Source organism: Amycolatopsis sp. NPDC050768, from assembly GCF_040654155.1.
Classification (GTDB): Bacteria; Actinomycetota; Actinomycetes; order Mycobacteriales; family Pseudonocardiaceae; genus Amycolatopsis.
Window position 1 is genome coordinate 338,068 of record NZ_JBFAHL010000007.1, and the last position, 23,801, is coordinate 361,868.

General features: G+C 71.5%; 25 protein-coding genes. 15 read left to right on the forward strand and 10 right to left on the reverse strand.

Annotated features, from left to right (window positions below; genetic code table 11):
* Positions 1-58 precede the first annotated feature (58 nt).
* The 6 genes from AB0H62_RS22775 to AB0H62_RS22800 all read left to right on the forward strand — a co-directional run bounded on the left by AB0H62_RS22775 (position 59) and on the right by AB0H62_RS22800 (position 4,689).
* Complete coding sequence (locus AB0H62_RS22775; RefSeq protein WP_220239533.1) at positions 59-511, forward strand: SRPBCC domain-containing protein; 453 nt, start codon at positions 59-61, stop codon at positions 509-511.
* Entirely contained in the window at positions 508-858 is a 351-nt protein-coding gene (locus AB0H62_RS22780; RefSeq protein WP_255637839.1) for a metalloregulator ArsR/SmtB family transcription factor, read from the forward strand. The genes AB0H62_RS22775 and AB0H62_RS22780 overlap by 4 nt, the downstream gene beginning before the upstream one ends.
* On the forward strand, positions 855-1,304 hold the full coding sequence (locus tag AB0H62_RS22785; protein ID WP_220239534.1) for an SRPBCC domain-containing protein: 450 nt from the start codon (positions 855-857) through the stop codon (positions 1,302-1,304). Before AB0H62_RS22780 ends, AB0H62_RS22785 begins: the two co-directional genes overlap by 4 nt.
* A gap of 114 nt (positions 1,305-1,418) precedes the next feature.
* Complete coding sequence (locus AB0H62_RS22790; RefSeq protein ID WP_360587986.1) at positions 1,419-2,921, forward strand: carboxylesterase family protein; 1,503 nt, start codon at positions 1,419-1,421, stop codon at positions 2,919-2,921.
* A gap of 51 nt (positions 2,922-2,972) precedes the next feature.
* The gene (locus tag AB0H62_RS22795; RefSeq protein ID WP_360587988.1) at positions 2,973-4,334 is read left to right on the forward strand and encodes an MFS transporter; all 1,362 of its coding nucleotides are present in this window, start codon (positions 2,973-2,975) and stop codon (positions 4,332-4,334) included.
* Between the two features lie 13 nt (positions 4,335-4,347).
* Entirely contained in the window at positions 4,348-4,689 is a 342-nt protein-coding gene (locus AB0H62_RS22800) for a hypothetical protein (protein WP_220239537.1), read from the forward strand.
* Positions 4,690-4,731: 42 nt separating this feature from the next.
* Here AB0H62_RS22800 and AB0H62_RS22805 read toward each other — a convergent pair whose 3' ends face one another.
* A complete protein-coding gene (locus AB0H62_RS22805) occupies positions 4,732-5,574 on the reverse strand; it encodes an SDR family oxidoreductase (protein ID WP_360587990.1) in 843 nt (280 codons plus the stop codon).
* Positions 5,575-5,653: 79 nt separating this feature from the next.
* Here AB0H62_RS22805 and AB0H62_RS22810 point away from each other — a divergent pair, with 79 nt between their 5' ends.
* From AB0H62_RS22810 to cynS, 3 genes are all read left to right on the forward strand, one after another.
* Entirely contained in the window at positions 5,654-6,571 is a 918-nt protein-coding gene (locus AB0H62_RS22810; protein ID WP_360587992.1) for a LysR substrate-binding domain-containing protein, read from the forward strand.
* On the forward strand, positions 6,568-6,936 hold the full coding sequence (locus AB0H62_RS22815; protein ID WP_220239540.1) for a hypothetical protein: 369 nt from the start codon (positions 6,568-6,570) through the stop codon (positions 6,934-6,936). The genes AB0H62_RS22810 and AB0H62_RS22815 overlap by 4 nt, the downstream gene beginning before the upstream one ends.
* A 120-nt stretch (positions 6,937-7,056) precedes the next feature.
* Positions 7,057-7,503 carry a cyanase gene (cynS, locus tag AB0H62_RS22820; RefSeq protein WP_220239541.1) on the forward strand — a complete coding sequence of 149 codons (447 nt, stop codon included), beginning with the start codon at positions 7,057-7,059 and terminating at the stop codon, positions 7,501-7,503.
* 65 nt (positions 7,504-7,568) lie between these two features.
* On the opposite strand, the gene AB0H62_RS22825 is transcribed toward cynS, so the two are convergent.
* Together AB0H62_RS22825 and AB0H62_RS22830 are read right to left on the reverse strand one after the other, a co-directional pair.
* Complete coding sequence (locus tag AB0H62_RS22825) at positions 7,569-7,931, reverse strand: VOC family protein (protein WP_360587995.1); 363 nt, start codon at positions 7,929-7,931, stop codon at positions 7,569-7,571.
* Between the two features lie 63 nt (positions 7,932-7,994).
* Positions 7,995-8,561 (reverse strand): dihydrofolate reductase family protein, encoded by a 567-nt coding sequence (locus AB0H62_RS22830; protein WP_360587997.1) that lies wholly within the window; start codon positions 8,559-8,561, stop codon positions 7,995-7,997.
* 130 nt (positions 8,562-8,691) lie between these two features.
* On the opposite strand from AB0H62_RS22830, the gene AB0H62_RS22835 reads away from it, so the two are divergent.
* From AB0H62_RS22835 to AB0H62_RS22850, 4 genes are all read left to right on the forward strand, one after another.
* Entirely contained in the window at positions 8,692-9,702 is a 1,011-nt protein-coding gene (locus tag AB0H62_RS22835; protein ID WP_360587999.1) for a sigma-70 family RNA polymerase sigma factor, read from the forward strand.
* A gap of 142 nt (positions 9,703-9,844) precedes the next feature.
* Positions 9,845-10,669 carry an alpha/beta hydrolase gene (locus AB0H62_RS22840; RefSeq protein ID WP_360588001.1) on the forward strand — a complete coding sequence of 275 codons (825 nt, stop codon included), beginning with the start codon at positions 9,845-9,847 and terminating at the stop codon, positions 10,667-10,669.
* Positions 10,670-10,793: 124 nt separating this feature from the next.
* Positions 10,794-11,801 (forward strand): NADPH:quinone reductase, encoded by a 1,008-nt coding sequence (locus AB0H62_RS22845; RefSeq protein ID WP_360588003.1) that lies wholly within the window; start codon positions 10,794-10,796, stop codon positions 11,799-11,801.
* 18 nt (positions 11,802-11,819) lie between these two features.
* The gene (locus tag AB0H62_RS22850) at positions 11,820-13,469 is read left to right on the forward strand and encodes an MDR family MFS transporter (RefSeq protein ID WP_360588005.1); all 1,650 of its coding nucleotides are present in this window, start codon (positions 11,820-11,822) and stop codon (positions 13,467-13,469) included.
* Positions 13,470-13,471: 2 nt separating this feature from the next.
* Here AB0H62_RS22850 and AB0H62_RS22855 read toward each other — a convergent pair whose 3' ends face one another.
* The 7 genes from AB0H62_RS22855 to AB0H62_RS22885 form a co-directional block, all read right to left on the reverse strand.
* A complete protein-coding gene (locus tag AB0H62_RS22855; protein ID WP_360588007.1) occupies positions 13,472-14,728 on the reverse strand; it encodes a cytochrome P450 in 1,257 nt (418 codons plus the stop codon).
* Positions 14,729-14,930: 202 nt separating this feature from the next.
* A complete protein-coding gene (locus tag AB0H62_RS22860; RefSeq protein ID WP_360588009.1) occupies positions 14,931-16,118 on the reverse strand; it encodes a hypothetical protein in 1,188 nt (395 codons plus the stop codon).
* 182 nt (positions 16,119-16,300) lie between these two features.
* The gene (locus AB0H62_RS22865) at positions 16,301-16,690 is read right to left on the reverse strand and encodes a hypothetical protein (protein ID WP_220239545.1); all 390 of its coding nucleotides are present in this window, start codon (positions 16,688-16,690) and stop codon (positions 16,301-16,303) included.
* Positions 16,687-17,214, reverse strand: a complete 528-nt coding sequence (locus AB0H62_RS22870) for a SigE family RNA polymerase sigma factor (RefSeq protein ID WP_220239546.1) — start codon at positions 17,212-17,214, stop codon at positions 16,687-16,689. Before AB0H62_RS22870 ends, AB0H62_RS22865 begins: the two co-directional genes overlap by 4 nt.
* A 180-nt stretch (positions 17,215-17,394) precedes the next feature.
* Positions 17,395-19,293, reverse strand: coding sequence for an RICIN domain-containing protein (locus AB0H62_RS22875; protein ID WP_360588012.1), 1,899 nt, complete (start codon positions 19,291-19,293; stop codon positions 17,395-17,397).
* Between the two features lie 219 nt (positions 19,294-19,512).
* Positions 19,513-20,391, reverse strand: a complete 879-nt coding sequence (locus AB0H62_RS22880) for an alpha/beta fold hydrolase (RefSeq protein WP_360588014.1) — start codon at positions 20,389-20,391, stop codon at positions 19,513-19,515.
* A gap of 306 nt (positions 20,392-20,697) precedes the next feature.
* Complete coding sequence (locus AB0H62_RS22885) at positions 20,698-21,162, reverse strand: MarR family transcriptional regulator (RefSeq protein WP_220239549.1); 465 nt, start codon at positions 21,160-21,162, stop codon at positions 20,698-20,700.
* Between the two features lie 205 nt (positions 21,163-21,367).
* Here AB0H62_RS22885 and AB0H62_RS22890 point away from each other — a divergent pair, with 205 nt between their 5' ends.
* Together AB0H62_RS22890 and AB0H62_RS22895 are read left to right on the forward strand one after the other, a co-directional pair.
* Positions 21,368-22,750 carry an FAD-dependent oxidoreductase gene (locus AB0H62_RS22890; RefSeq protein WP_220239550.1) on the forward strand — a complete coding sequence of 461 codons (1,383 nt, stop codon included), beginning with the start codon at positions 21,368-21,370 and terminating at the stop codon, positions 22,748-22,750.
* A 147-nt stretch (positions 22,751-22,897) separates the two neighbouring features.
* The gene (locus AB0H62_RS22895; RefSeq protein ID WP_360588017.1) at positions 22,898-23,791 is read left to right on the forward strand and encodes an SAM-dependent methyltransferase; all 894 of its coding nucleotides are present in this window, start codon (positions 22,898-22,900) and stop codon (positions 23,789-23,791) included.
* Positions 23,792-23,801: the final 10 nt, after the last annotated feature.

The following is a 23,801-nucleotide window of genomic DNA, read 5'->3' on the forward strand; positions in this document are numbered from 1 at the left end:
GCGGCGAAGCGGCGTCCCCTAACCTGCAACCATCGGTTGCGAAAGGGGAAGGACGGCCATGGAGTACGGCACCATCGAGCGCGAGATCCGGGTGGCGGCGCCGCCCGAAGTCGTCTACGAGGTGATCACGCAGCCCGAGCACATCGCGGCGTGGTGGGGGTTCGACGCGGTGTTCGAGGGGACCGCGGGAACTCTGAACCGGCCGCGCCGGGACGGGAGCGGGACGGTCGTCGTGCCGGTGTCCGTCGTCGAGGCGCAGCCGCCGCGGCGGTTCGTGTTCCGCTGGGTGCAGCCGGAGGGGGAAACGGCGACGCCGGAGAACTCGTTCCTCGTCACGTTCGAGCTGGTGCCCGCGGACGGCGGCACGCTGCTGAAACTCACCGAGGCCGGCTTCCGCGAGATCGGGTGGGAGGCGGCGCGGCTCGAGGCGTACTACCTCGACCACACCGCGGGCTGGGACGAACACCTGCCCAACCTGGCGGCATACGCGGCCGGCCTGGTGCACTCGTGATCGACGACGACCTGTGGGCCGCCCTCGGCGACCCCACCCGGCGGCACCTGCTGGACCTGCTGCTGGCCGACGGGTTCGGCACGGCGACGGGACTGAGCGAGCACCTGCCGGTGACGCGTCAGGCGGTCGCCAAGCACCTCGCCGTGCTGGAGCGCGCGGAGCTGGTCGTGGCCCGCAAGGACGGGCGTGAGGTCCGGTACGTCGTCAACGAAGCGCAGTTCGCCCGCGCCGTCGCGCAGCTGACCTCCGTCGGCGCGGCGTGGGACGCCCGGCTGCGGCGGATCAAGACGATCGCCGAGTCGATCCAGGCTCTGCGTTCGGCCGAAGGAAAGGAACCCCCGTCATGACCCCGGACTACCAGAAGACCGTCTCGGTCAACGCGGCTCCCGACACCGTGTTCGACGCGCTCACGACTGTCGCCGGCCTCGGCGCGTGGTGGACCCGCGTCACGGGATCAGGCGACGCCGGCGGCGAGCTCCGGTTCTTCTTCTCCCATCCGGACCCGTGCGTGATGCGGGTCGACGAAGCCACGCGGCCGAGCGTGGTGCGCTGGACCGTGACCTCGTGCGACTTCCTCCCCGACTGGGTCGGCACGCGGCCGGCCTTCACCATCGTCCCGGTCGACGGCGCGACGGAGCTTCGCTTCCGTCACCACGGCCTGACCGCGGAGCTCGATTGCCTCGACATGTGCACCCGCGGCTGGAACCACTTCACCGAAAGCCTGCGCGCCTACGCGGAATCCGGCGTCGGCATGCCGAGCGGCAGCCCGGCCGACCTGGCCCGGCGCAGGTGAGGCGGCGCGTTCGCTGGTAACGGAAATTGACGAGGTCCCGGACGCCTGGCCCCCGTACGCTCGTCCACCTCGACGAGACCGTTGAGGTGGACCAGCCGCGGGAAGGAAGCCGTGATGAACGCCCCCGAGATCCGCACGGAGGCCGGATCGGTGCGGGGCCGCGTCGAGGACGGGCCGGCCGTCTTCCGCGGCATCCCGTTCGCGCAGCCGCCGGTGGGGGAGCTGCGGTTCGCCGCGCCGCGGCCGGTGCGGGCGTGGGACGGCGTGCGCGAGGCACTCGCGTTCGGACCGCCGCCACCGCAGTCGCTGCTGCTCGGCCCGCCGTCGAACGCGGTGCCCGGCGAAGACTGGCTGACGCTCAACGTGTGGTCGCCGCGCCCCGAGGCGGGCGCTGCGTTGCCGGTGCTGGTCTGGATCCACGGCGGTGCGTTCCAGTTCGGGCACGCGGCCGATCCGGCGTACGACGGCGCGAACCTGGCTCGCGAAGCGGGCGTTGTCCTGGTGACGTTCAACTACCGCGTCGGCGTCGAAGGGTTCGGGCACCTGCGGGGCGCGCCGGACAACCGCGGCCTGCTCGATCAGATCGCCGCGCTGGAGTGGGTGCGGGCGAACATCGCCGCGTTCGGGGGTGATCCGGCGCGGCTCACGGTGTCCGGCCAGTCGGCGGGCGGTGGCTCGGTCGCGGCGTTGCTCGCGATGCCCGGCGCGGCCGGGTTGTTCCGGCGGGCCATCGTCCAAAGTGGATCCGGGACGTTCTTCACCCCGCCGCTGGCCGCCGACGTCATGACCGAGATCGCCGCCCGCACGGGGCGCGAGCCGACGGTCGATGATCTGCGCGGTGTGTCGCCGGCCGGGCTCGTCGCCGCTGCCGACTCGGTGAGCGGCGAGCTACGGACCTACGCCGGACGCTGGGGCGCCGCCGCGCACGCCGCGGTCCCGTTCTCGCCGGTCGTCGACGGCGAGGTGCTGCCCCGCACCCCATTCGAGGCGCTGGCCGCCGGCGCGGGGCGCGGGATCGAGCTGATCGCCGGCCACACCCGGGACGAGACCCGCCTGTCAATCGTGCTCGAAGGCCGCCTCGGCACCGTCACCGACGAGGAGGCCGAGGCCGCGCTGCGGGCCCTCGCGCCGGACCCGGACCGCTACCGCCGGACCTACCCGGACGCGAGCGCCGAGCGCCTGTTCGAGCTCGTCACCTCCGACTGGTTGTTCCGCATGCCGAGCCACCGCCTGGCCGAGGCACAGGTGGCCGGCGGCGGCCGAGCCCACGCGTACGAGCTGGTCTGGCCGGCCCCCGGCCTGGACGGCGTGCTCGGCGCCTGCCACAGCCTCGACGTGCCGCTGGTGCTCGGAAACCGCCACGGGAGCCTGTCCGCCCTGCTCCTCGGTGCCGAACCGCCCGCCGAAACCGAAGTGGTCGCCCGGCACTTAGTCACTGCGTGGGCCGCCTTCGCCCACACCGGTGACCCGGGCTGGCCGGCCTACGACACCCGGCGCCGCGCGGTCGCGGTCTTCGACACCGACCTCACGACCACGTCGTACCCGGAGGAAGCGTCCCGCGCGCTGTGGGCCGGGCACGCCTTCGCGCCGCTGCCGCTGCCGGGACTTGACCGGTGATCCACTCGCCTGCGACTCTCGCGCTCTCGGGGGAGACACGGGAACGGTGGCATGACCGGCAAATGGGGCGGCCTCACGGCTCTGCTCGCGGGGTTCTTCGTGATCCTGCTCGACACGACCATCGTCGCGGTGGCGAGCCCGGCGATCCAGGCCGAGCTGAAGCCCGGCGTGGCCGGGTTGTTCTGGGTGACGGCCGGCTACTTGCTCGCGTTTTCGGTGCCGCTGCTGGTGTTCGGGCGGCTCGGTGACCGCTTCGACCCCAAGCGCGTGTACCTCTTCGGGATGGCGGGCTTCGGGGTCGCGTCGGCCTGGTGCTCACTGTCGCCTTCGGTCGGCTGGCTGATCGCGTTCCGGATCCTGCAAGGACTGGCCGCGGCGGCGATGGCGCCCCAGCCGCTCACGTTGATCCGGCGGCTCTTCGCCGAGGACGAACGCGGGCGCGCCCTCGGCGTGTGGGGTTCGGTCGCGGCGGCGGGTACGTTGCTCGGGCCCGTCGCGGGCGGGCTGCTGACCGCGACGCTCGACTGGCGCTGGATCTTCTGGGTCAACGTGCCGCTCTGCGGTGTCGCGCTGCTGCTCGGCCTGCGCCTGATCCCCGGCAGCCCGGGGCGCGCCACGCGGTTGGACGCCCTGGGCGCGGTGGCGAGCACGGCGGGGCTGAGCCTGCTCGTGTGGGCGCTGCTGTCGTGGACTTCGCTTTCCCTGCTCGCGCTGGCCTTGTCCGCCGTGCTGCTGGTCTTCTTCTCCCGCCGCGAACGTGGCCAAGGCGAGGAAGCCCTTGCGCCGCTGGAGCTTTACCGCTCGCCCGGGTATTCCGCAGCCAGCCTGGCGATGGCGGCGCTCGGCGCGACGGTGCTCGCGATGGCCCTGCCGACCATGCTCTACGTGCAGGACGTGCGCGGGTTCGGCCCCGTCGAGGGCGCCGCGGTCCTCGCGCCGGACGCCGTCGTGGCCATGGTCCTGTCTCCGTGGACGGGCCGCTGGGTCGATCGCATCGGTCCGCGCCGGCCGGCGGTGGCCGGGATGGTGCTGCTGACAGCGAGCCTGCTCATCGTGGGCCTGGTGGTCGCGCTGCACCTGAACCCGTGGTGGGTCGCGGCCGGAGCCGCGGTGCTGGGCGCGGCCAACGCCCTGGCCTGGGCGCCGCTGTCGGTCACCGCGATGGCGTCGGTCGCCCCGTCTGCGGCGGGCGCGGCTTCGGGGCTGTTCAACACGGTGCGGCAGGTGGGCGCGGTCGCGGGCGTCGCGGCGACGGGTGCGATCCTCGCCGGGCTGGCCGCCCGGCCCACGCTGGCGTTCGGCGTCGTGTTCGGCTTGATCACGCTCACCGCCGCCGCGGGCACCGTCGCGGCCCTGCGGCTGCCGAAGACCCTGTCCGTGGCCGAGGTGGCTACCGGAGAGCGGCTTTCGTGAGCGTGGTCGCGGTGTGGACGACGCTGCGCACGGCGTCGTCCGCGGCGAGGCCGTGGAGGTCGGTCAGGCCGGACAGCGCCTCGGCGCTGATCACGACGGCGAGGTCGCGTTTGAGCTGGGCCAGGGCCGCGGGGGAGAGGTCCTTCAGCTCTGCCGGCGGGGCGAGCGCGTGGTCGATGAGGCCGAAGCGCAGACCCGGGCGGGCGGTGGCGTCGGCCGGCGCGTGACGGTCGCCGCGATCATGGCGCGCACGGCGCCCTCGTGGGTCAGGACGTGGCGCAGGAGGTGCTCGGTCGCGGTGGCGATCCGGACGACGGGGTCGCCGGTGTCCGGGTTCAGCGTCCGCCTGCGGTAGCAAGTCCGCTCTCATGATGAGAGCGGACTTGCAGGAGCCGGCTCAGCGGCGCGCGGGCACGGCGTCGGCCGTGGCCGCGTCGGCGCGCTGGGATTCGACGTCGGCCAGCCGCTGCCGCAGCGCGGTGGTCATGAGCTGCCAGGCGTCCGAACCCAGCACGAGGCGGCGCGGCGGATTCGCCGAAACCGCCGCGCGCACGACGGCGGCGATCGTGTTCTCCTGGCTGTTCGTCATCTCCGACACGGGGATCGGCTCCTGGTCGGCCGGCCCGCCACGGTACGGGGCGCTGACCGGCACGCGGTCGGCGGCGTCGAAGAAGCCCGTGCGGACCATGCCCGGCTCGATCAGCGTGGTGTCGATGCCGAACGGTGCGACCTCCTCGGCCAGCGCCTCGAAGAAGCCTTCGATACCCCATTTCGTGGTGTGGTAGAGCGAAAACGCGGGGAACGCCAGGTGCCCGCCCATGCTCGACAGCTGCAGCAGCCGGCCGCCGCCCTGGGCGCGCAGGTGCGGCACGACCGCGCGGGCGAGCTGGATCGAGCCGGTGAGGTTGGTGGCGATCATGCGGTCGATCTGCGCGTCGGTGAGGTCCTCGGCGGCGGCGAACACGCCGTAGCCCGCGTTGGACACGACTACGTCGATGCGCCCGAGCGCGGCGAACGCTTCGTCGACGACGGCGCGCAGTCGCGCAGTGTCCGTGACGTCCAGCGCGCGTACCCACAGGCGTTCGCCGTGGCGGGCGGCGAGGTCGTCAAGCTGCTCCGGGCGGCGCAGGGTGGCCGCGACGCGGTCGCCGCGCGCCAGCACCTGCTCCACGAGCTCGCGGCCCATCCCGCGCGACGCTCCGGTCACGAACCAGGTCTTGCTGTTCGGTGTGGTGTCCATACTGGGGAGAACCCGTTGTGCGGAGCGAAAAATCCATACGGCAGATGAGAGTTCCGGATCGCCGCGATACGGTTTGTGCATGAGTGAGCTGACCGTGGCGGGATTGCGGGTCGTCCGGGAGATCGCGTTGAGCGGATCGTTCACCGCGGCCGCGCGGCTGCTGGGGTACTCGCAGCCGGCGATCTCGCGCCAGGTGGCCGCGATGGAGGCGGCGGCCGGGCAGGCGCTGTTCGTCCGCGAAGGGCGCGGCGTGCGGGTCAGCGCGGCCGGCGCCGTCGTGGTCGAGCACGCGGGGCGGATCCTGGCCGGGGTGCGGGCGCTGGAACAGGACCTCGCGGGGCTGGACGACCGGCTCGCCGGCCGCGTCCGGCTGGGCGCGTACCCGTCGGCGACGGCCGTGCTCGTGCCCCGCGCCGTCGCGCGGCTGCGCACCGAGCACCCGGGCCTGGAGGTTGCGCTGACCGAAGCGGCGACGCCCACGCTGCTGCGACACCTGCGCGCCCGGCGGCTGGACGTGGCCGTGCTCGGCGTCGGCGCCGGGCTGCCGGACTACGATCTGGCCGGGCTCGACCAGGAGGTCGTGTCGGCCGGCGGCCTGTGTGTCGCGGTCCCTTCTGGCCATCGGCTGGCCGGCGTCGACGTGGTCCCCGTGGCCGAGCTCGCGGGCGAGGCCTGGATCGCCGGCCCGGGCAGCGGCGACGACCCGCAGTTCCGCGCCTGGCCGACGCTCACCGAGCCCGTGATCGGCCACGCCGTGCGAGGCTGGCCGGCGCGGCTCGGCCTGGTCGCCGCCGGGCTGGGCGTGTGCCTGATGCCCGAGGTTGCCGCTCTGTCCATCCCGGCCGGTGTGGTCACCGTCGGCGTCGACGACCCGAACTGGCCGGGCCGCCGGACGATCGCCGTGTTCCCGCCGACGCGCAGCGCGGAAGCCGGGGCCGTCGTCGCCGCCTTACGTCAGGTAGGCGACAACCTTGGCGCCGCCGGTGCGGATTCGTGAGAGAGGAGACGTTCACCCCGGACCTGTACGTCCGGTACTTTCGCGACCTGCGCGAGTTCGCCCCGCGGGCGGGACGGCCGGTGCCCGCCGACGAGACCGTCGAGATCATGGCGCGGTACCACACGGAACCCGCGACCACCCGCACCTCGCCACCGCGCTCGCCGGGCGGGGCGCGCGGGTTCTCGCCCCGGTCTTGCCCGGGTTCGACGGGACACCGCCGGCCGCAGCGCCCGATCAGTACGCCGGCGACCCGGCCATGCACGACCCCGAACTGCGCGCCCGGCTCGAATCCGTGCGCCTGCCGGTGGCCGCAGCTGGAGCAACCGGACCGCGTCGCCGACCTGGCGCTGGGCGACTCGGCCTGAGGAACGGTGAAATTCGGTTACGGGCTTGATACACCGGTCCTATGGGCTCATAGGAAAAGACAGTGAACACGAAACAAGAACTGATGGCTCCTGCGCGATCGGGCCCTTACGCTCGATCGCATGACCACCAAGAAGCAGGCCGCTGACACGGTGCTCGAGGCCAAGGTCCGGCTGGGGCTCACCTGGGCCGAAATCGCCGATACCCTCGACGCCCCGTTGGCGTGGACGACGTCGGCGCTGCTCGGGCAGCACCCGGTTCCCGCGGACAAAGCCGCGAAGGCCGTCGCGATCCTGGAGCTGGGCGACGACGTCGCGCAGGCGCTGCAGCTCCAGCCCACGCGCGGCGCGCTCGAGGAGGCCGTGCCGACCGACCCGACCATCTACCGCTTCTACGAGGTCCTGCAGGTGTACGGCCCCACCATCAAGGAACTGATCCACGAGCAGTTCGGCGACGGCATCATGAGCGCCATCAACTTCAAGATCGACGTCGGCCGCCGCGAGGACCCGGGTGGCGAGCGCGTGGTCGTGACGCTCGACGGGAAGTTCCTCAAGTACCAGTGGGGCTGAGCGTCGCGCGGGCGTGACCGGACCGCCTTGCCCCGGCGAGGGCAAGGCGATCCGGCGCCGTGAAGCTACGAAGCCGACCACACGGCGAGCACGTTGCCTTCCGGGTCCCGGAAGTGGAACCGTCGCCCGCCCGGGAAGTCGTAGGCCGGTTCGACGATCGTGCCGCCCGCGGCGACGACGGATGTTTCGCTCGCACCGAGGTTGTCCGAGTACAGGATGCAGAGCGGCCCGCCCGGGGCGACCGCGTCGTCGACGCGGAAGCCACCGACCTCCGGGTACGCCTCGGCCGGATCGGCCCGGACGCCGGCGTACCCGGGCCCGTAGGCGTTGAAGCCCCAGCCGAACGCGTCGCGGTAGAACGCCGTCGCGCGGTCGAGGTCGGTCACGGCGAATTCCGTGTAGTCCAGGCGGTGGTGCGTCGAAGCCATGACGATCCTCCCGGTCGGCTCAAGTGGCTTCGCCCATTGTGTTCGCCGCCACCGACAAAAGCGTCAGGCCGGCCGGTAGGTGAGGAGAACGAGGCTTTCGCCGACGGTCCTCGTGGCCACCAGCCGCATCGGTTTCACCCCGCTCGTCTCGCCGAAAAGCCGTTCGCCCGCGCCGACCACGACCGGGTAGGTCATCAGGCGCAGCTCGTCGACGAGGTCCTGCTCGGCCAGCCTGTGCGCCAGCCGGCCGCTGCCGTAGACGACGAGGTCACCGTCCACCTCCTGTTTGAGATTCGGGACTTCCTCGGCCTTCAGGACCGTGGAGTTGGTCCACTCCGGACCGTCGAGCGCGGAGGAGGAGACGACGTACTTCGGCAGCTCGCGCAACCGGTCCGCCCAGGCGCCGTCGCGGGACCCCCAGCCCCGCGCGACGAACCACGCGTAGGTGCGCCGCCCCATCAGCAGGGCCTCGGCGCTCACCGCCTCTTCGAACTCGACTTTCGCCCACGCTGCCCGGTCCGCGTCCCCGATGCACGTGAACCAGCTGCCCCGTCCGAGGCCGTCCTCGCCGGTCGGATCCTGGATGACTCCGTCGAGCGAGACGTTTTCGCTGATGACGATCTTTCCCATGGCCGTTCTCCCTTGTTCTCGGCTGTCGGGGATACCGACGCCGCGGGATCCGCAAAAGTGGCGCACCGCCCCCTTCGCGCCCCGGCCGGCGTCGAGACAGGATGAGAACGCAGACCGGAGAGAGGTGGCCATGGAACGGGCGAGGATCGACCTGATCAGCCGGGCGCGGGGCGGCGACGGCGAGGCTTTCCGGGCGCTGACCGAACCGCACCGCCGCGAGCTGCAGGTGCACTGTTACCGGATGCTCGGCTCGTTCCAGGACGCCGAGGACGCACTGCAGGACACGCTTCTGTCCGCCTGGCGGGGCCTGAGCGGGTTCGACGGCCGCGCCTCGATCCGCACCTGGCTCTACCGGATCGCCACCAACCGGTGCCTCAGCGCCCTGCGCGCGGCCAAGCGCCGCCCGGCCAAGGAATGGGACATCCCCGGCGTCGAACCGCCGGAACCCACGCGCCTCGGCGAGGTCGTGTGGCTCGAGCCATACCCCGACGCCCTCCTCGAAGGCGCGATCGCCGTGCCGCTCGGCCCGGAAGCCCGTTACGAACAGACCGAGTCGATCTCCCTGGCCTTCGTGACCGCCCTGCAGGCATTGCCGCCGCGTCAACTGGCCGTCCTGATCCTGCGCGACGTCCTCGGGTTCCCCGCCGCCGAGGTGGCGGGCATGCTGGACACGACCGTCGACTCGGTCAAGAGCGCCCTGAAACGAGCGCGCGCCGGCCTGCCGCGCCGGCGGCCGACCGTCACCGAACCCGCTCCCGCCGCCGGCTCGCCCGCCGAGGACACGCTCGTGGCGAGGTTCGTCAGCGCGTACGAGGCCGCCGACATCGACGCGCTGGTGACACTGCTGACCGACGACGCGTTCATGTCGATGCCGCCGCTGCCTTTCGAGTACGAAGGCCGCGACGTCGTGGCCCACTTCTGCGCGAGCCTGTTCGGCGCGGGCCGCCGCTTCGACCTCGTGCCGACGCGCGCCAACGGCCAGCCCGCGTTCGGCGCGTACCTGCGCACCCCGGGCGGCGTCCGCCACGGCACCGGCCTCTACGTCCTCACTCTGACGGGCGACCGGATCTGTGCGATGAGCCGCTTCGAGAACAGCGTGTTCCCGGCGTTCGGGCTCCCGCGCTCGCTCCCGGGCCGGTAGGCGGGGCGGCCCTGAGCGGACGGTCACCGTCACCGGCACAGTCATCTGTCTGGCGCTGTGCCGGTCCCGGCCCGGCGACGATGGTCCCCGTCAACCAGGGCGGGCCCGGAAAGCCGGGCCGCCGAACGAACGGAGACCACCCATGCCGACGATCACCACCGCCGACGGTGTCGAGATCTTCTTCAAGGACTGGGGCACCGGCCAGCCGATCGTCTTCAGTCACGGCTGGCCCCTGTCGGCGGACGACTGGGACTCCCAGATGCTGTTCTTCCTGCAGCACGGCTACCGCGTCATCGCCCACGACCGTCGCGGTCACGGCCGCTCGTCGCAGGTCGCCGACGGACACGACCTCGACCACTACGCCGACGACCTGGCCGAGGTCACCGCCCACCTCGACTTGCACGACGCGATCCACGTCGGGCACTCCACCGGCGGCGGCGAGGTCGTGCGCTACCTCGCCCGTCACGGTGAGGCCCGCGTCGCGAAGGCCGCGATCCTTTCCGCCATCCCGCCGCTCATGCTGCAGACCGAGTCCAACCCCGGCGGGCTGCCGCTGAGCGTGTTCGACGACATGCAGGCGCAGCTCGCGGCGAACCGCTCCGAGTTCTTCCGCGCGGTGGTCTCGGGCCCGTTCTACGGCTTCAACCGGCCGGGCGCCGAGCCGTCCGAGGCGCTCATCCAGAACTGGTGGCGCCAAGGCATGATGGGCAGCGCGCTGGCCCACTACGACGGCATCGTCGCGTTCTCCCAGACCGACCAGACCGAGGACCTGAAGAAGATCACCGTGCCGACGCTGGTCATGCACGGCGACGACGACCAGGTCGTGCCGTACGACGACTCGGCCCCGCTTTCGGTCAAGCTGCTGAAGAACGGCACGCTCAAGACCTACGCGGGCTTCCCGCACGGCATGCCGACCACCGAGGCCGCGACGATCAACGCCGACCTGCTCGAGTTCATCCGCTCCTGACGCTTCTGCGCACCGCCTGATGCTGCCGTCCGGGCCGGCGCCCGTCGGTGACCCAGTCATCTGACGGGCGCAGGCCCGGGCCTGCCCCGCCGATCATGGTCCCCACCACGACTGCGGAGGCACGATGAGCTTGACGCAAAGACCCGGCGCGGTGATGCGCGCGGCGTACTACGAAAAGCAAGGCCTCGCACAGGAAGTCCTCCGCGTCGGCGAGGTGCCCGTCTCCGAACCGGGGCCGGACGAGGTCCGGGTCCGCGTGGTCGTCTCCGGCATCCACGTCGGTGACGTCGGGAAGCGGCGCGGCTACTGGGGCTCGACGATGGCCTACCCGCGTGTGATCCCGCACGGTGACGGCGCCGGGATCGTCGACGCGGTGGGCGCGGGTGTCGACCTGGCCCGCATCGGCGAGCGCGTGTGGGTCTACCTCGCCCAGTCCTACCGCCCGTTCGGCACCGCGGCCGAGTACACGGTGGTGCCCGCCCGGCACGCCGTCCCGCTGCCGGACGCGGTCGACCTGGACCAGGGCGCTCTGCTCGGCATCCCGGGCATCACCGGCCACCGCGCCGTGTTCGCCGGCGGTCCCGTCGAGGGCCTGACCGTGCTGGTCACGGCGCCGCTGGGCGGCGTGGGCCGCGCGGCACTGGCCGTGGCCCGCCGCGGCGGCGCCACCGTGCTCGCGACCGTTCGGCACGCCGCCCAGGTCGACGCCGCGCTGCGGGCCGGCGCCCACCACGTTGTCGACGTGCGCGAGGGCAACGCCGCCGAGCGGATTCGGGCGATCGCTCCCGAGGGCGTCGACCGCATCGCCGAAACGGACCTCGCCGGCAACGCGACGCTGGACGTCGAGGTCCTCAAGTACAACGGCTCCATCGCCACCTACGCGACGAGCAACGCCGATGCGCCGCTGCCGTACTGGCCGGCCGCGTTCAAGAACATCACCGTGCAGTTCCTGAGCAACGACGACTTCCCGGAGCCGGCCAACGAAGCCGCCGCGGCCGACCTGACCGCGGCCGTCGCCGCGGGCGACCTGCGTTACCCGATCGCCGGGCGGTTCCCGCTCGAGCGGGTCGCCGACGCCCAGGACGCCACCGAGACGGCAGGCGCGACCGGACGGATCGTGCTCGACATCTGAGACCAGAACGGAGACCCCATGGATCACTCGGCCACCGCGGCGGGTGCCGCGACCGGCGGGCACCTTTCGCAGCGCCAGATCCTCACCGTGCTGTCCGGGCTGATGCTCGGCATGCTGCTCGCGGCGCTGGACCAGACGATCGTGTCGTCGGCGATGAAGACGATCGCGGACGAGCTGCACGGGCAGAGCCTGCAGGCGTGGGCGACCACGGCGTACCTGATCACCGCGACGCTCTCGACGCCGCTCTACGGCAAGCTGTCCGACCTGTTCGGGCGCAAAGCCCTGTACCTCACGGCGATCTCCGTCTTCCTGGCCGGCTCGCTGGCCAGCGGGACGGCGACGTCGATGTACGAGCTGGCCTCGTTCCGCGCCGTGCAGGGCCTCGGCGCCGGCGGGCTGATGTCGCTGGGTCTGGCGATCATCACGGACATCACCTCGCCGCGGGAGCGCAGCAAGTACCAGGGCTACTTCACGGCGGTCTTCGGCGTGTCGAGCGTCGCCGGTCCCGTGGTGGGCGGGTTCTTCGCCGGCGCCGGCACGGTCGCCGGGATCACGGGGTGGCGCTGGGTGTTCCTGGTCAACGTCCCCATCGGACTGATCGCCCTGTTCGTGGTCAACAAGGTCCTGAACCTCCCGGCGGCGAAGGTCCGCCAGCGGGTGGACTTCCTCGGCGCCGGGGCGCTCGTCCTCGGCATCGTGCCGTTGCTGCTGGTGGCCGAGCAGGGGCGCGAGTGGGGCTGGCGTTCCCTCGCGTCGCTGGCGATGTACGTCGTCGGCGTGCTCGGCGTCGCGTTGTTCGTGCTGCAGGAACGCCGGATGGGTGACGCGGCCTTGCTGCCGCTGCGGCTGTTCGGCTGTTCGGAGTTCCGCGTGGCCACGGTGGTCACCGTGATCCAGGGCATCGGGATGTTCGGCGCCATGATGTCGCTGCCGTTGTACCTGCAGATCGTGAAGGGCGCGACGCCGACCGCGGCCGGGCTGCAGATGCTCACGCTGACCCTGGGCATGATGATCTCGAGCACGGTCTGCGGCTTGGTGACCACGAAAACCGGGCGCTACAAGGTGTTCGCGGTCGCCGGGCTGGGTGTGCTCACCGCGTCGATGTTCGGGCTCGCCACGATCGGCGTGGACACCCCGATCACCGTCGTCATGGGCATCGCGTTCGTGATCGGGCTGGGCCTCGGCGCGTCGATGCAGACGCTGACGCTGGCCGCGACCAACGACGTGTCACCGCAGGACATCGGCGTGGCGGCGTCGACGTCGACGTTCTTCCGCCAGATCGGCGGCACGATGGGCGCCGCGGTGTTCCTGTCGATCCTCTTCAGCACCGTCGGCGACCGGATCGGCTCGGCGGTCCGTGCGGCGGCGGCTTCTGCGGCGTACGTCGCGGCGCTGGCGCAGCATCCGGAGTTCGCGAAGCAGCTGGGCGGGGGCGTTGACATCAACGACACGTCGTTTCTCAAGACCCTGGACCCGATCCTGGCCCACCCGATCCTCGAAGGCTTCGCCGGTTCCATGCGCACGGTGTTCCTCATCGGCGGCCTCGTGGCGGCGGTGAGTTTCGCCCTGGTGTGGCTGCTCGACGAGAAGCCCCTGTCGGACAAGTCGGCGCTGGAGCTGCGGACCGGGGAAGACGAGGGTTCCGCCGCCCCCGCGCCCGCGGCCTGACGTCACCGCGCCGGCACTGGCACGCTCCACTCGACGTGCATGCTCACCGGGCCGCGGAACGAGATGTTGCGGGGATAGCGCACGTCCTGGCCGACGGCGAGCCGCAAGTCCGGGAACCGCTGCGAAAGCTGCCGGAGCACGATCTCCGTCTCGACGCGCGCGAGCAGCTGGCCCAGGCAGTAGTGGATGCCGCGGCCGAAGGAGAGCTGGACCTTCGCGTTCGCGCGGTGGATCTCGAACTCCTCCGGCTCGGGGAACACGGCCGGGTCGTGGTTGGCCGCGCCGAGGCCCAGCATCAGACGCGCGCCGTCGGGCACGACGGTGTCGCCGATCGTCACCTCGCGGGTGGTGATGCGCCGCCAGGCGATCACGGACGAGTCGTAGCGCAGCGTCTCCTGCACGGCACCGGCAATGGTTTCGGGGTCACGGCCGATCTCCGCCCACAGTTCCGGGCGCGAGAGCAGGTGGTGCAGCGCGTTGCCGATCAGGTTGGTCGTGGTCTCGTGCCCGGCGAAGCTCAGGGCGAACACGATGCTCGCGACCTCGCGGTCGTCGAGGGCGCCGGGGTCGGTTTCTCGCCGGCGAAGCAGATCGCTGGTGAGGTCGTCGCCGAGGTCGTGCTTGCGCGTCTCGACGTAGTTCTCGCAGTAGTCCCAGAACCGGGCGATGTTGGTCGTGGCCCGCAGCTGGTACTCGGCGTCGGGCCGGCCCCAGTTGATCTCCAGCTTCTCGCCGCACCACGCCTTGAGCCGGTCGACGTCCTCGTCCGGGAACCCGAGGAGGCGGAAGAGGGTCAAGGCGGGCAAGGGAAAGGTCAGCGCCTCGACGATGTCCACGCGGCCCAGGCCGGCGAACGCGTCGACGAGCTCGGTCGTGAACTGCTCGATCCGCGGCTCCAGCTGAGCGATCCGGCGCGGCGAGAACAGCGGCGCCAGCTGCCGCCGGACACGGGAATGGCCCGGGGGATCGAAGTTCGAGAGCACCGGGGTGTTGCGCAGTCCGTTGTGGAGGATGTCCGTGGCTTCCTCGGTCAGGCCGGACAGCGGGGCCTGGGCGTTGGCCGCGGAGAACGTCGCCGGGTCGGCCAGGATCGCCGCGATGTCGGCGTAGCGCGTGACGAGCCAGTGGTCCAGCGACGGGACGTAGTGCACCGGCGCCTGGTCACGCAGGAGGTTGAGTTCCGGGTAGGGGCTGCTCAGGTAGCTCTCGGCGAGCGGGTCGAAATCGTGGGCGACGGGACAACCGGACGGGCTCGTCATGGGTTCGGGTTCCCTCCGTTGTGGGCGGTCCCGAGGGTGTGGGTTCGCCGTTCGGTCCGCGCGGCGCAGTGGGCGGCTGGAGTCGGTGCCGGGGTGAACCGAGGTTAGGCCGCGTGAGCCATGCCCAGCCAATGCCTAAATCGCCGCCTGCCATGCCCCTTCGCGCATAGCGGGCGAATTCGTCTACTGTGGACTCCGCCGCTCAGATCGCGTAGTGCCAGCCGGTGAGGGCGTAGGCGCTGAACCAGCAGCCGACGAGGACCACGCCGGCGGTCGCCGCGACGGCGGTGCTCCTGCGGCGGCCGGACAGCCCCTGGGCGAGCGGCAGCAGCAGGACGAAGCCGGGCAGCAGGAACCGCGCCTTCGCGAACGGGATGCCCGCGGTGCCGGCCACGAGCACCACCATGCCCGCGCCGAAGAGGATCAGCGGCCACCAGCTCGGCCGCTCGCGGAGCCTGAGCAGGAGCAGCACGGCCGCGATGATCGCGAGGAACACCACGAAGACGTTCCCGACCTCCATCACCGACCGGCCTTGGACGAGCTGCTGGCCGACGAAGCCGAACGTCTCCGCGCCGGCGTCGAAGCGGGTGTTCCAGCCGTGCCACTCGAGGTCGAACCAGCCGAACAGGCTGCCCGTCTGGTTCGCGACCCACAGCCAGTAGCCGATCAGCCCCACCGGCGCCGCGGCCGCCGCGATCAGCGGCGCCGGCCGCGGTGCCCGGGCGAAGGCCACCACACCGGCGAAGACGACCACCGCCACCAGCACCACCGCCGTCGGCCGCGTCAGCCCGGCGGCGACGCAGCAGAGCGCCGCGAGCGCCCAACGCTTCTCGACGAGCCCGACGAGCGCCCACGCCACGAACGCCGTGAACAGGGCTTCGGTGTAGACCATCGAGAGCGTGATCGACAGCGGCGCGCCAGCCCACAGCGCCACGAGCAGCAGCCCGGTCCGCTCCGTCCCCGCCCCGGCCGTTTTGCCGAGACGGTAGACGCCCAGCGCCGCCACGATCCCCGCGATGAGGCTGATCAGCAGCCCCGCGGTGGTGCTGCCGAGCCCGGTGCCGGTCGCCAGCGCGTGCATGAGGAACGGGTACAACGGGAAGAACGCCAGCGGCGTGTGCGGGGCGAAGTTCCCGGCGGCGTCGACGAGCCCGTGGGTGATCCCGCCGTAGCCGTCGTCCGCGATCGCCAGGTACCACTGCCCGTCCCACGCGGTGAGCCGGCCGAGCAACGGCTGCCCGGTACTCGACGCGAACAACGCCAGCACTACCACCCCGACCACCCGCACCGCGAGATACACCCCGGCGGCGCGCAGATAACCGAGACGCGCCGAGGCCACGGTGGGAGTCGAGGCCGGGGCCGGGGTGGGGGTGGACAACAACGTGGTCATGGCGGGTTTCCGTTCACGGGCAGCGCGCGGTCGGCGCTGTTGGGCCGGCTCGGCGGTCATGGGGGAGCAAGCGGGAATGGCGGGCGAGTGGGAGGTCTTGGTGGAGGCCGACGTGCTCAGGCTGGAGGTGGCTGGTTTCGGCGGGCCGAGGCGTTCGGCGTGAGGTTCGGCCGGCGAGGCGGTCACGGGGTGCTGGTCGGCGACAGGCCGTCGTCGGTCGGCGAGAAGCCGGGGCTTGCGGGTGCGTGGGAGGTCGTCGAGACGGGCGCCGTGCCCGGTGGGGGCGGGGTGTGGGTGGTGCCCGTGACGGTGGGGGTCGTCGTGGAGGTGGCCGTGGGCAGGGGTGGCGCGGCGGGGCCCAGGTGCTCGGCGGGCTGCGCGCGCAGGAACAGGGGGACGAGTACGAGGGTCGCGGTGGCCAGGGCGCTGCCGGAGATGGCCAGGCCGCGGCGGACGGCGCGGTGGCGGCGGCCCCGGCGCAGCACCGTGGAGAGGGTGGCGTCGAAGTCGCCTGCGCCGGAACCGTCGGGGCCGGCCAGGTGGATGAGGGCGCGTGCCTGGTCTTCGTTCATCGCTCGCTCTCCTCGGGGAACGGGTCGCGGAAGCCCAGAGGGTCGAGCGCGCGTTTGAGCGCGGCGAGGCCGCGGGCGGACTGGCTTTTCACGGTGCCCTCGCTGCACCCGAGGGCGGTGGCCGTCTCGCCGACGCTGAGGTCGTTCCAGAAGCGCAGCACGAGCACGGCCCGTTGCCGCGGCGGCACCTGCGCCAGCGCCGTGCGCACGGCGAGTCGGCCGGCGTGGTCGGTTTCGGGCAGGGCGGTGGTGTCGGGCGGGGCGGCGGAGGTCAGTTCCAGCTGCCGCCACTTGCGCCGGTTCTCCCGCACGAACGTGCGCACGAGCACGGTGCGCGCGTAGGCGTCCAGGCCGCCCTGGCGCACCAGCCGGGGCCAGATCACGTAGAGCTTGACGAGAGTGGTCTGCACCAAGTCGTCGGCGCGGTGCCATTCGCCGCTGAGTACGTACGCGGTGGTTCGCAGCGCCGAGGCACGACTGTGCACGAAGGCGGTGTAATCCGCCTCCCAGTCCCGGTGACCCACTCGCTGCTCCTCGCTCGGACCGCCGTTCAGCAGCCCTCACTCCACAAAGGCCATGGGCGGGCCCTGCGGTTGCACGCGAATCGGGTGACGCACGTCACTGCCGCGAACACAGTAGAACGCCCGTGACCGGATCAGCCCGGTCACGGGCGTGGCGGACGAAAAGTCGTCCGGTGTCGACGGTTACGCCGGGACCGACCAGCGCTGGTTGGGGCCGCCGGAGCAGGTCCAGATCTGCAGCTTGGTGCCGTTGGCCGTCGAGCCGTCCTTCACGTCCAGGCACTTGCCGCTGCCCGCGTTGACCAGCGAGCCGTTCGCGCCGGTCGACCACTTCTGGTTGGCGGCGCCGAAGCAGTCCCAGAGCTGGACCGCGGCGCCGTCGGCGGTGCCGTTGCCGGTGACGTCGAGGCACTTGCCCAGGCCGCGGACGGTGCCGTTGCCGGTGACGTCGAGGCACTTGCCCAGGCCGCGGACGGTGCCGTCACTCGAGAGCGTCCACTGCTGGTTCGGGCCCGACGTGCAGTCCCACAGCTGCGGCTGGTTGCCGTTGGCGGTCGAGCCGCCGGTGACGGCGAGGCACTTGCCGCCGAGGCCGGAGATCGGGCCGGTGCGGCCGGCAGGCGGGGGAGTGGTGGTGCCGCCGCCGCTGCCGGGCCAGGTGAACGTGGCCATCGAGCCACCGGGCAGCTGGTAGCCGAACGACTGGCCGCCGAAGGAGACCTGGAAGTTCTGCGTGCCACCGGTGTTGAGCGCGACAAGCACGATCGTGCCGTCCGGGTTGCGGAACGCGACGTTCTCGACACCGCCCTCGCCGTAACCCGTCGAGTCGATCCGCACGGCGCCGGGCTGCACGAACTTGCTCAGGTGGCCGAGCACGTAGTACTCGGCGTTGTAGGTGACGTTGCCACCGCCGACGGTCACGACACCGTTGCAGTTGCCGCAGCTGCCGATCACCGGGCCGTGGTTGTCGTCCAGCGCCATGTTCCACAGCGCGACGGTGCGCGCGTAGTTGCGCGTGGCGCCGATCGTGAGGTTCATGCCCTGCCACCGCAACGTGTCGGCGAAGGTGTTCGCGACGTTGTCGGAGTCGTGGCCGGAGCATTCGGTGAAGAAGATGTCCTTGTGCTGGTCGCCGTACACCTTGGACTGGGCCGACGGGTCACCGCCGTAGCAGTGCCACGCCGAGCCGGCCACGTTGTCGCCGGCCTGGTTGTTCACCTGCTCGGCGAAGTCCGTGACGTCCCAGTTGTGGTCGTAGCCCAGGATCTTCGCCGGCAGGCCCACCGCGCGCAGCTTCGGCGCGAGGGTGTTGATGATGTTCGCCTGCTGGGCGGGCTCCATGTACATGCTGGGGTAGCCGGGTGCGGAGAACCGCGGCTCGTTCTGCACGCTCAGGTAGTCGATCGGCACCCCCGCCGCCCCGTAGGCCTGCGCGAACTTCACCAGGTAGTCGGCGAAAACCCCGTTCTGGTCGCTGCGCAGCGAGCCGCCGATGAGGCTGTTGTTGTCCTTCATCCACGCCGGCCCGCTCCACGGGGTGGCCATGACCGACAGCTTCGGGTTCAGGCTCTTGGCCTGCTTGACCAGCGGCAGGATGGAGGAGTTGTCGTGCGCCACGGAAAACCGCGAGAGACTCGGGTCCGCCGCGCCGTCGTCGTAGGTGTAGAAGCTGCGCGAAAAGTCCGACGCGCCGATGGGCTGGCGCAGGAAACTCAACCCGATTCCGCCGGACGTGGTGAACAGTGAGTTCATGATCTCGTCACGCCGCGGCGAGTTGGTGATGTTCCACGCAGCCGAGTCGGTGAACGACGCGCCGAAGCCCACCATCGACTGGTAGGTGGTGGTGGGGTTCACCGTGATCACCGGTCCGCTGCCGCCGGAGCCGAACGACACGTTTCCCTGCTGCTTCAACAGGTTCGTGCGGTCGGGGGTGGTGAGCCACACGCTCACGGTGGTGGCCGCGTGCGCGACCGGCGCGGGCGCGGCGAGGTAGGCTCCGGCGCTCGCGGTGGCGACGACGGCCGCGGCCGTGATCCGCCAGCGCGCGCGAGCCGATCTCGGCCGGGTTGCTGTGCCTGACATTCCGCTCCTCGGTGGGATTAGGAGCACGCTCGCGGGGAGCGGCTCGTCTCCTGCCACAGTGGCGGCTGTCCGGCAGATTTCAGTGGTGCCTCAGGCGAGGCGGGCGCCGGTCGGAGTTTCCCGGCCGGCAGCCCGGCAATGGTAAATTTCCATTACGAACGGTGTCAAGGCGCAGATCGACCGTTCCTCGCGCGGCGGTGAGGAACGTCATCGGCCCGATCACGGAATTCCGCGGAAAGCGCCCGGAGAATCGGTGATGACGTCCGCGACCTGGTCGGGAGCGGACAGGAACGCCGAATGCGCCGTGGTGAGCCCGAAAACCCTGGTGGGATTGCCGGGGAACGCGGCATCGGCCTGGCTGACGAACAGCGTCTGCAGCTCGACGGGAATGGTGCGGTCCTGCGTGCACAGGATGTACGTGCGGGGAACCGAACCCCAGCCCGATCCGGTGAGAGTGGTGCTTTCCACCACCATCGCCACGGGCGCGTCGCAGCTGAGCAGCGCGATCGCGGCCGCGGCTTTCCGTTCCTCGACGTCACCGTAGAACGCCTCGCGGATGGCCTTTTGGACCTCGGGGTCCGGATTGCCGGGGTCGATCCGCAACGCGCCCGTGCTCTCGGGATCGCCGACCAGCAGTGGCATGAACCGGTTGCTCCGCCCTTCCGGCAGCGACGGGTACACCAGGCACGGCGTGTCCGAGGCCGGCATGTACGCCGCGAGGTAGTACAGGTGCGCGAAGAGCCCGGGTTCGCGCTCCGCCGCCCTGGTCAGCACCGCGCCGCCCATGCTGTGGGCGACCACGGGAAGCCGCCGCCCGCCACCGATCGCCTCGATCCGGCCGATCAGCAGGTCGGCCGCGGCGTCGAGGCCGATCCCGGCGACCGGCGACGGTTCGGTGGCGAATGCGTCGGCATCGAAGGGCCGGCGCGTGGCCGAGCCCGGTGCCACGGCGTGCAGTCCGTGCGCGGCCAGGTCCAGCGCCACGGCCGGGCGTCCCCGCGCGGCGAGCTCGGCGATCACTTCCGTCCAGGCCCACGAGCCGTGGTAGAAGCCGTTCACCAGAACGATCGGGGCGTCCGCCGCCGTGTTTTCCTCCACAACCGCACGATTGTGCACGGGACCGGCCGCCGAAACCACGCGTGATCGAGTCAGTTTCTGTCGCCGTCGGATCAGGTGTCGACGCTGGTGCCGGGCGGTACGAACGCCGGTGAAGCTGTTGTACAGTCATGCCTATTGACGACCATCCCGTGTGCGGCTGAACCAGAGCTCACTCTGGCTCGACCGAGTGGCCGCACACGCGCACGAAGACGCACACGCGGTTCACCGCCGAGCCGGCTCGGCCAGCCGATGCCCGAAACCACAGTCTTCGACCACCTCGGGCTCGCCCACGGCGGCGTGAGCGGATCAGTCCGCGGAGACCGTGCGCCGCTGGTGCTCCGCGACGTCCATGAACACGCGCTTGAACGCCGCGTAGGACTCGCGGCCCACGCGGCGGGCGTGGCGGTCCTGCATGCTCGCCATGATGCGGTCGGCCGTGCGCATCTGGTCGAGGCCGCGTTCGGTCGGGCAGACGAGCTTGGCCCGGCGGTCGCCGGGGTCGGGCCGGCGGAACACGTAGCCCAGCGCCTCCAGTTCGTCCACGAGCAGGCCGATCGCCTGTTTGGCCTGGCCGGAGAGCCGCGCGAGCTCGGTCGCGCGCAGACCACCCGGATCGAGGTAGGCCAGTACCACCCCGTGCCGGGGGTGCAGATCGTCGAAACCCTGGGCGACGAGCTTCGCGAAGAGTTCGCGTTGAACGGCGAACAGGAGCCTCGCTGACAGCACCCCGAGGTCCGGATTCGTCGAGTTCCGCTCCGCCCGGGTAACCACTCACCGCCTCCTTCGGCCGCGCGGCCGCCGAACGCCGCCGCGGGATGGCCGATCATAAACGTTCGACCTGGACCGGCTCCGGGCGGCGCGCCGCTGGACGGTCGCCCGAGGACGGCGCCGAGCCGGGCCAGGTTGATCCGATCTCGGCGAAAATTGATCTTTTCATGCGTAGTCGAGCCTCTTCGGGAGGCGAATGCTGGACCGTATGGACGACATGCACTTCGATCTGGTGGTCATCGGCTTCGGCAAGGGCGGCAAGACGCTGGCCGCGGCGCTGGGGAAGCTCGGCAAGCGCGTCGCGATGATCGAGCAGTCCGCGGCGATGTACGGCGGCACCTGCATCAACATCGGCTGCGTGCCCACCAAGTCGCTCGTCCACCACGCCGAGCACCCCGGAGCGGGCACCCCGCCCGAGCGCCACCGCAGGGCGGTCGAGGCCACGCGCGCGCTCACCACGGCCATGCGGGGCAAGAACTTCGCCATGCTCGACACGATCGACACCGTCACCGTGATCACCGGCAAGGCGACGTTCCTCGACCCCAAGACCGTGCGGGTCGCCGCGGGGGAGGACGTCCTGCGCGTCACGGCCGAGACGATCGTGATCAACACCGGCGCCGTGCCGACGGTCCCGGCCATCCCGGGCCTGCGCGAGAGCACCCGGCTGCTGACCAGCACCGACCTGATCGACCTCGACCACCTGCCCCAGCGCCTCGCGATCCTCGGCGGCGGGTACGTCGGCGTGGAGTTCGCCTCGACGTACGCCCAGTTCGGCAGCGCGGTCACGGTGCTCGACGCCGCGCCGCGGATCATGCCCCGCGAGGACGAGGACATCGCCGCGGCGGCCACCGGCATCCTGCGCGGGGCCGGGGTCGAGTTCGTCTACGACGCCCAGGTGACCGGCGTCCGCGACATCGACAACGGCGTGGAGATCACCTACGAGATCGACGGCGAGCCGCACACGCTCGCGGCCGACGACGTGCTGGCCGCGACCGGGCGCACACCCGCCACCGAGGGCCTGGGCCTCGCCCGCGCGAGCGTGCGCACCACCGCCACCGGAGCCGTCGAGGTCGACGAGCACCTGCGCACCAGCCAGCCGCACATCTTCGCGATCGGCGACGTCAACGGCGGCCCGCAGTTCACCTACATCTCGCTCGACGACTACCGCATCGTGGCCGACCAGATTCTCGGCGGCGGCAACCGGTCCACAAAGGACCGGAAGTTCATCCCGTACACGGTGTTCATGAGCCCGGCGCTCTCGCGCGTGGGCCTCACCGAACGCGAAGCCGTGGAGCGCGGGCTGCCGGTGAAGGTCGTGGAGAAGGCCGTGGCCGACATCGCCGCCATGCCTCGGTCGAAGATCGTCGGCGAGACGCGCGGCGTGATGAAGTTCGTCCTCGACCGCGAAACCGACCTGATCGTGGGCGCGACGCTGCTGGGCGTCGATTCGCAGGAGCTGATCAACCTCGTCACGCTCGCGATGCGCCACGACGTGACCGCGACCGAGCTGCGCGACTCCGTCTACACGCACCCCTCGTCGTCGGAGGCGTTCAACGAGGTGCTCGGCATGCCGCCGGTCCGGACGCACTGAGCCGGGTGGTCGGCAGGCGTCCTCTTCGGACAGCGGCGCCGGGGTGATCCGGTTCGGCTCGGATTTGATCCGTTCGCGCATGGCGGGGTCCTGCCCGCTGCGTGATGATCAAGACGTGCACCGGCACCACTGGCGAAGGGCGAGACCGTGACCGCACCCAGGCTTCCCGAAGGGGTCGGGCTGACCGCCCTGATCGCGTCCTACGCTCGGGCACAGGAGTCCCGCCGCCCGGATCGGCTGTTCGCCGACCCGCTGGCGGAGCAGTTCGTCGCGCGCGTGCTCGACGTCGACGTCTCCACGGCCGCTCTGCCGCCGCTGGGCCCGGCCCGGGAAGAGCACCCGTCGGAGTTCTGGAAGGGCCTGTCCGGCCTGTTCGCGGGCCGGACGGGCTTCTACGACCGCTACCTCACCGAGCGCCTGGCCGCGGGCTGCCGGCAGGTCGTGCTGCTCGGCGCCGGGCTCGACAGCCGGGCGTACCGGTTCGCCTTCCCCGCCGACACGGTGGTCTACGAGCTCGACTCGGCGCAGGTGCTGGCGTTCAAGGAACGCCTGGTGGCCGAGGTCGGCGCCGAGCCGGCCGTGAAGCGGGTGGCCGTGGCGGCCGACCTGCGCGAGGACTGGCGGCGCGAGCTGCTCGCCGCCGGGTTCGACGCGGGCGTGCCCACGGCCTGGATGGCCGAGGGCCTGCTCATGTACTTCGAGCCGGACCAGGCCGACGCGTTCCTCGGCGAGATCGGCAGCATGTCCGCGGCGGGCAGCACGCTCGCGGGCGAGTACCTCAACCGGCGGACCCGGATGAGCGACATCCCCACCCCCGCGGAAGGCGACCGCGCCATGGCGGAGGTCTTCGTGTCCGTCGACCGCGGCGGGCCTGCGGCGTGGCCCCCGGCCGCGTGGCTCGCCACGCGCGGCTGGACCGGCGACGGTCCCGATCTCGTCGAGGAGTTCGTCTCGTCCGGACGAGGTGTGCCGGTGCTGTTCGACCCGCGCAAGGAAGACCCGCTGCGGCTGCACCTGTTCGCGGCGACGCGGAACGCGTGAATCACCGATG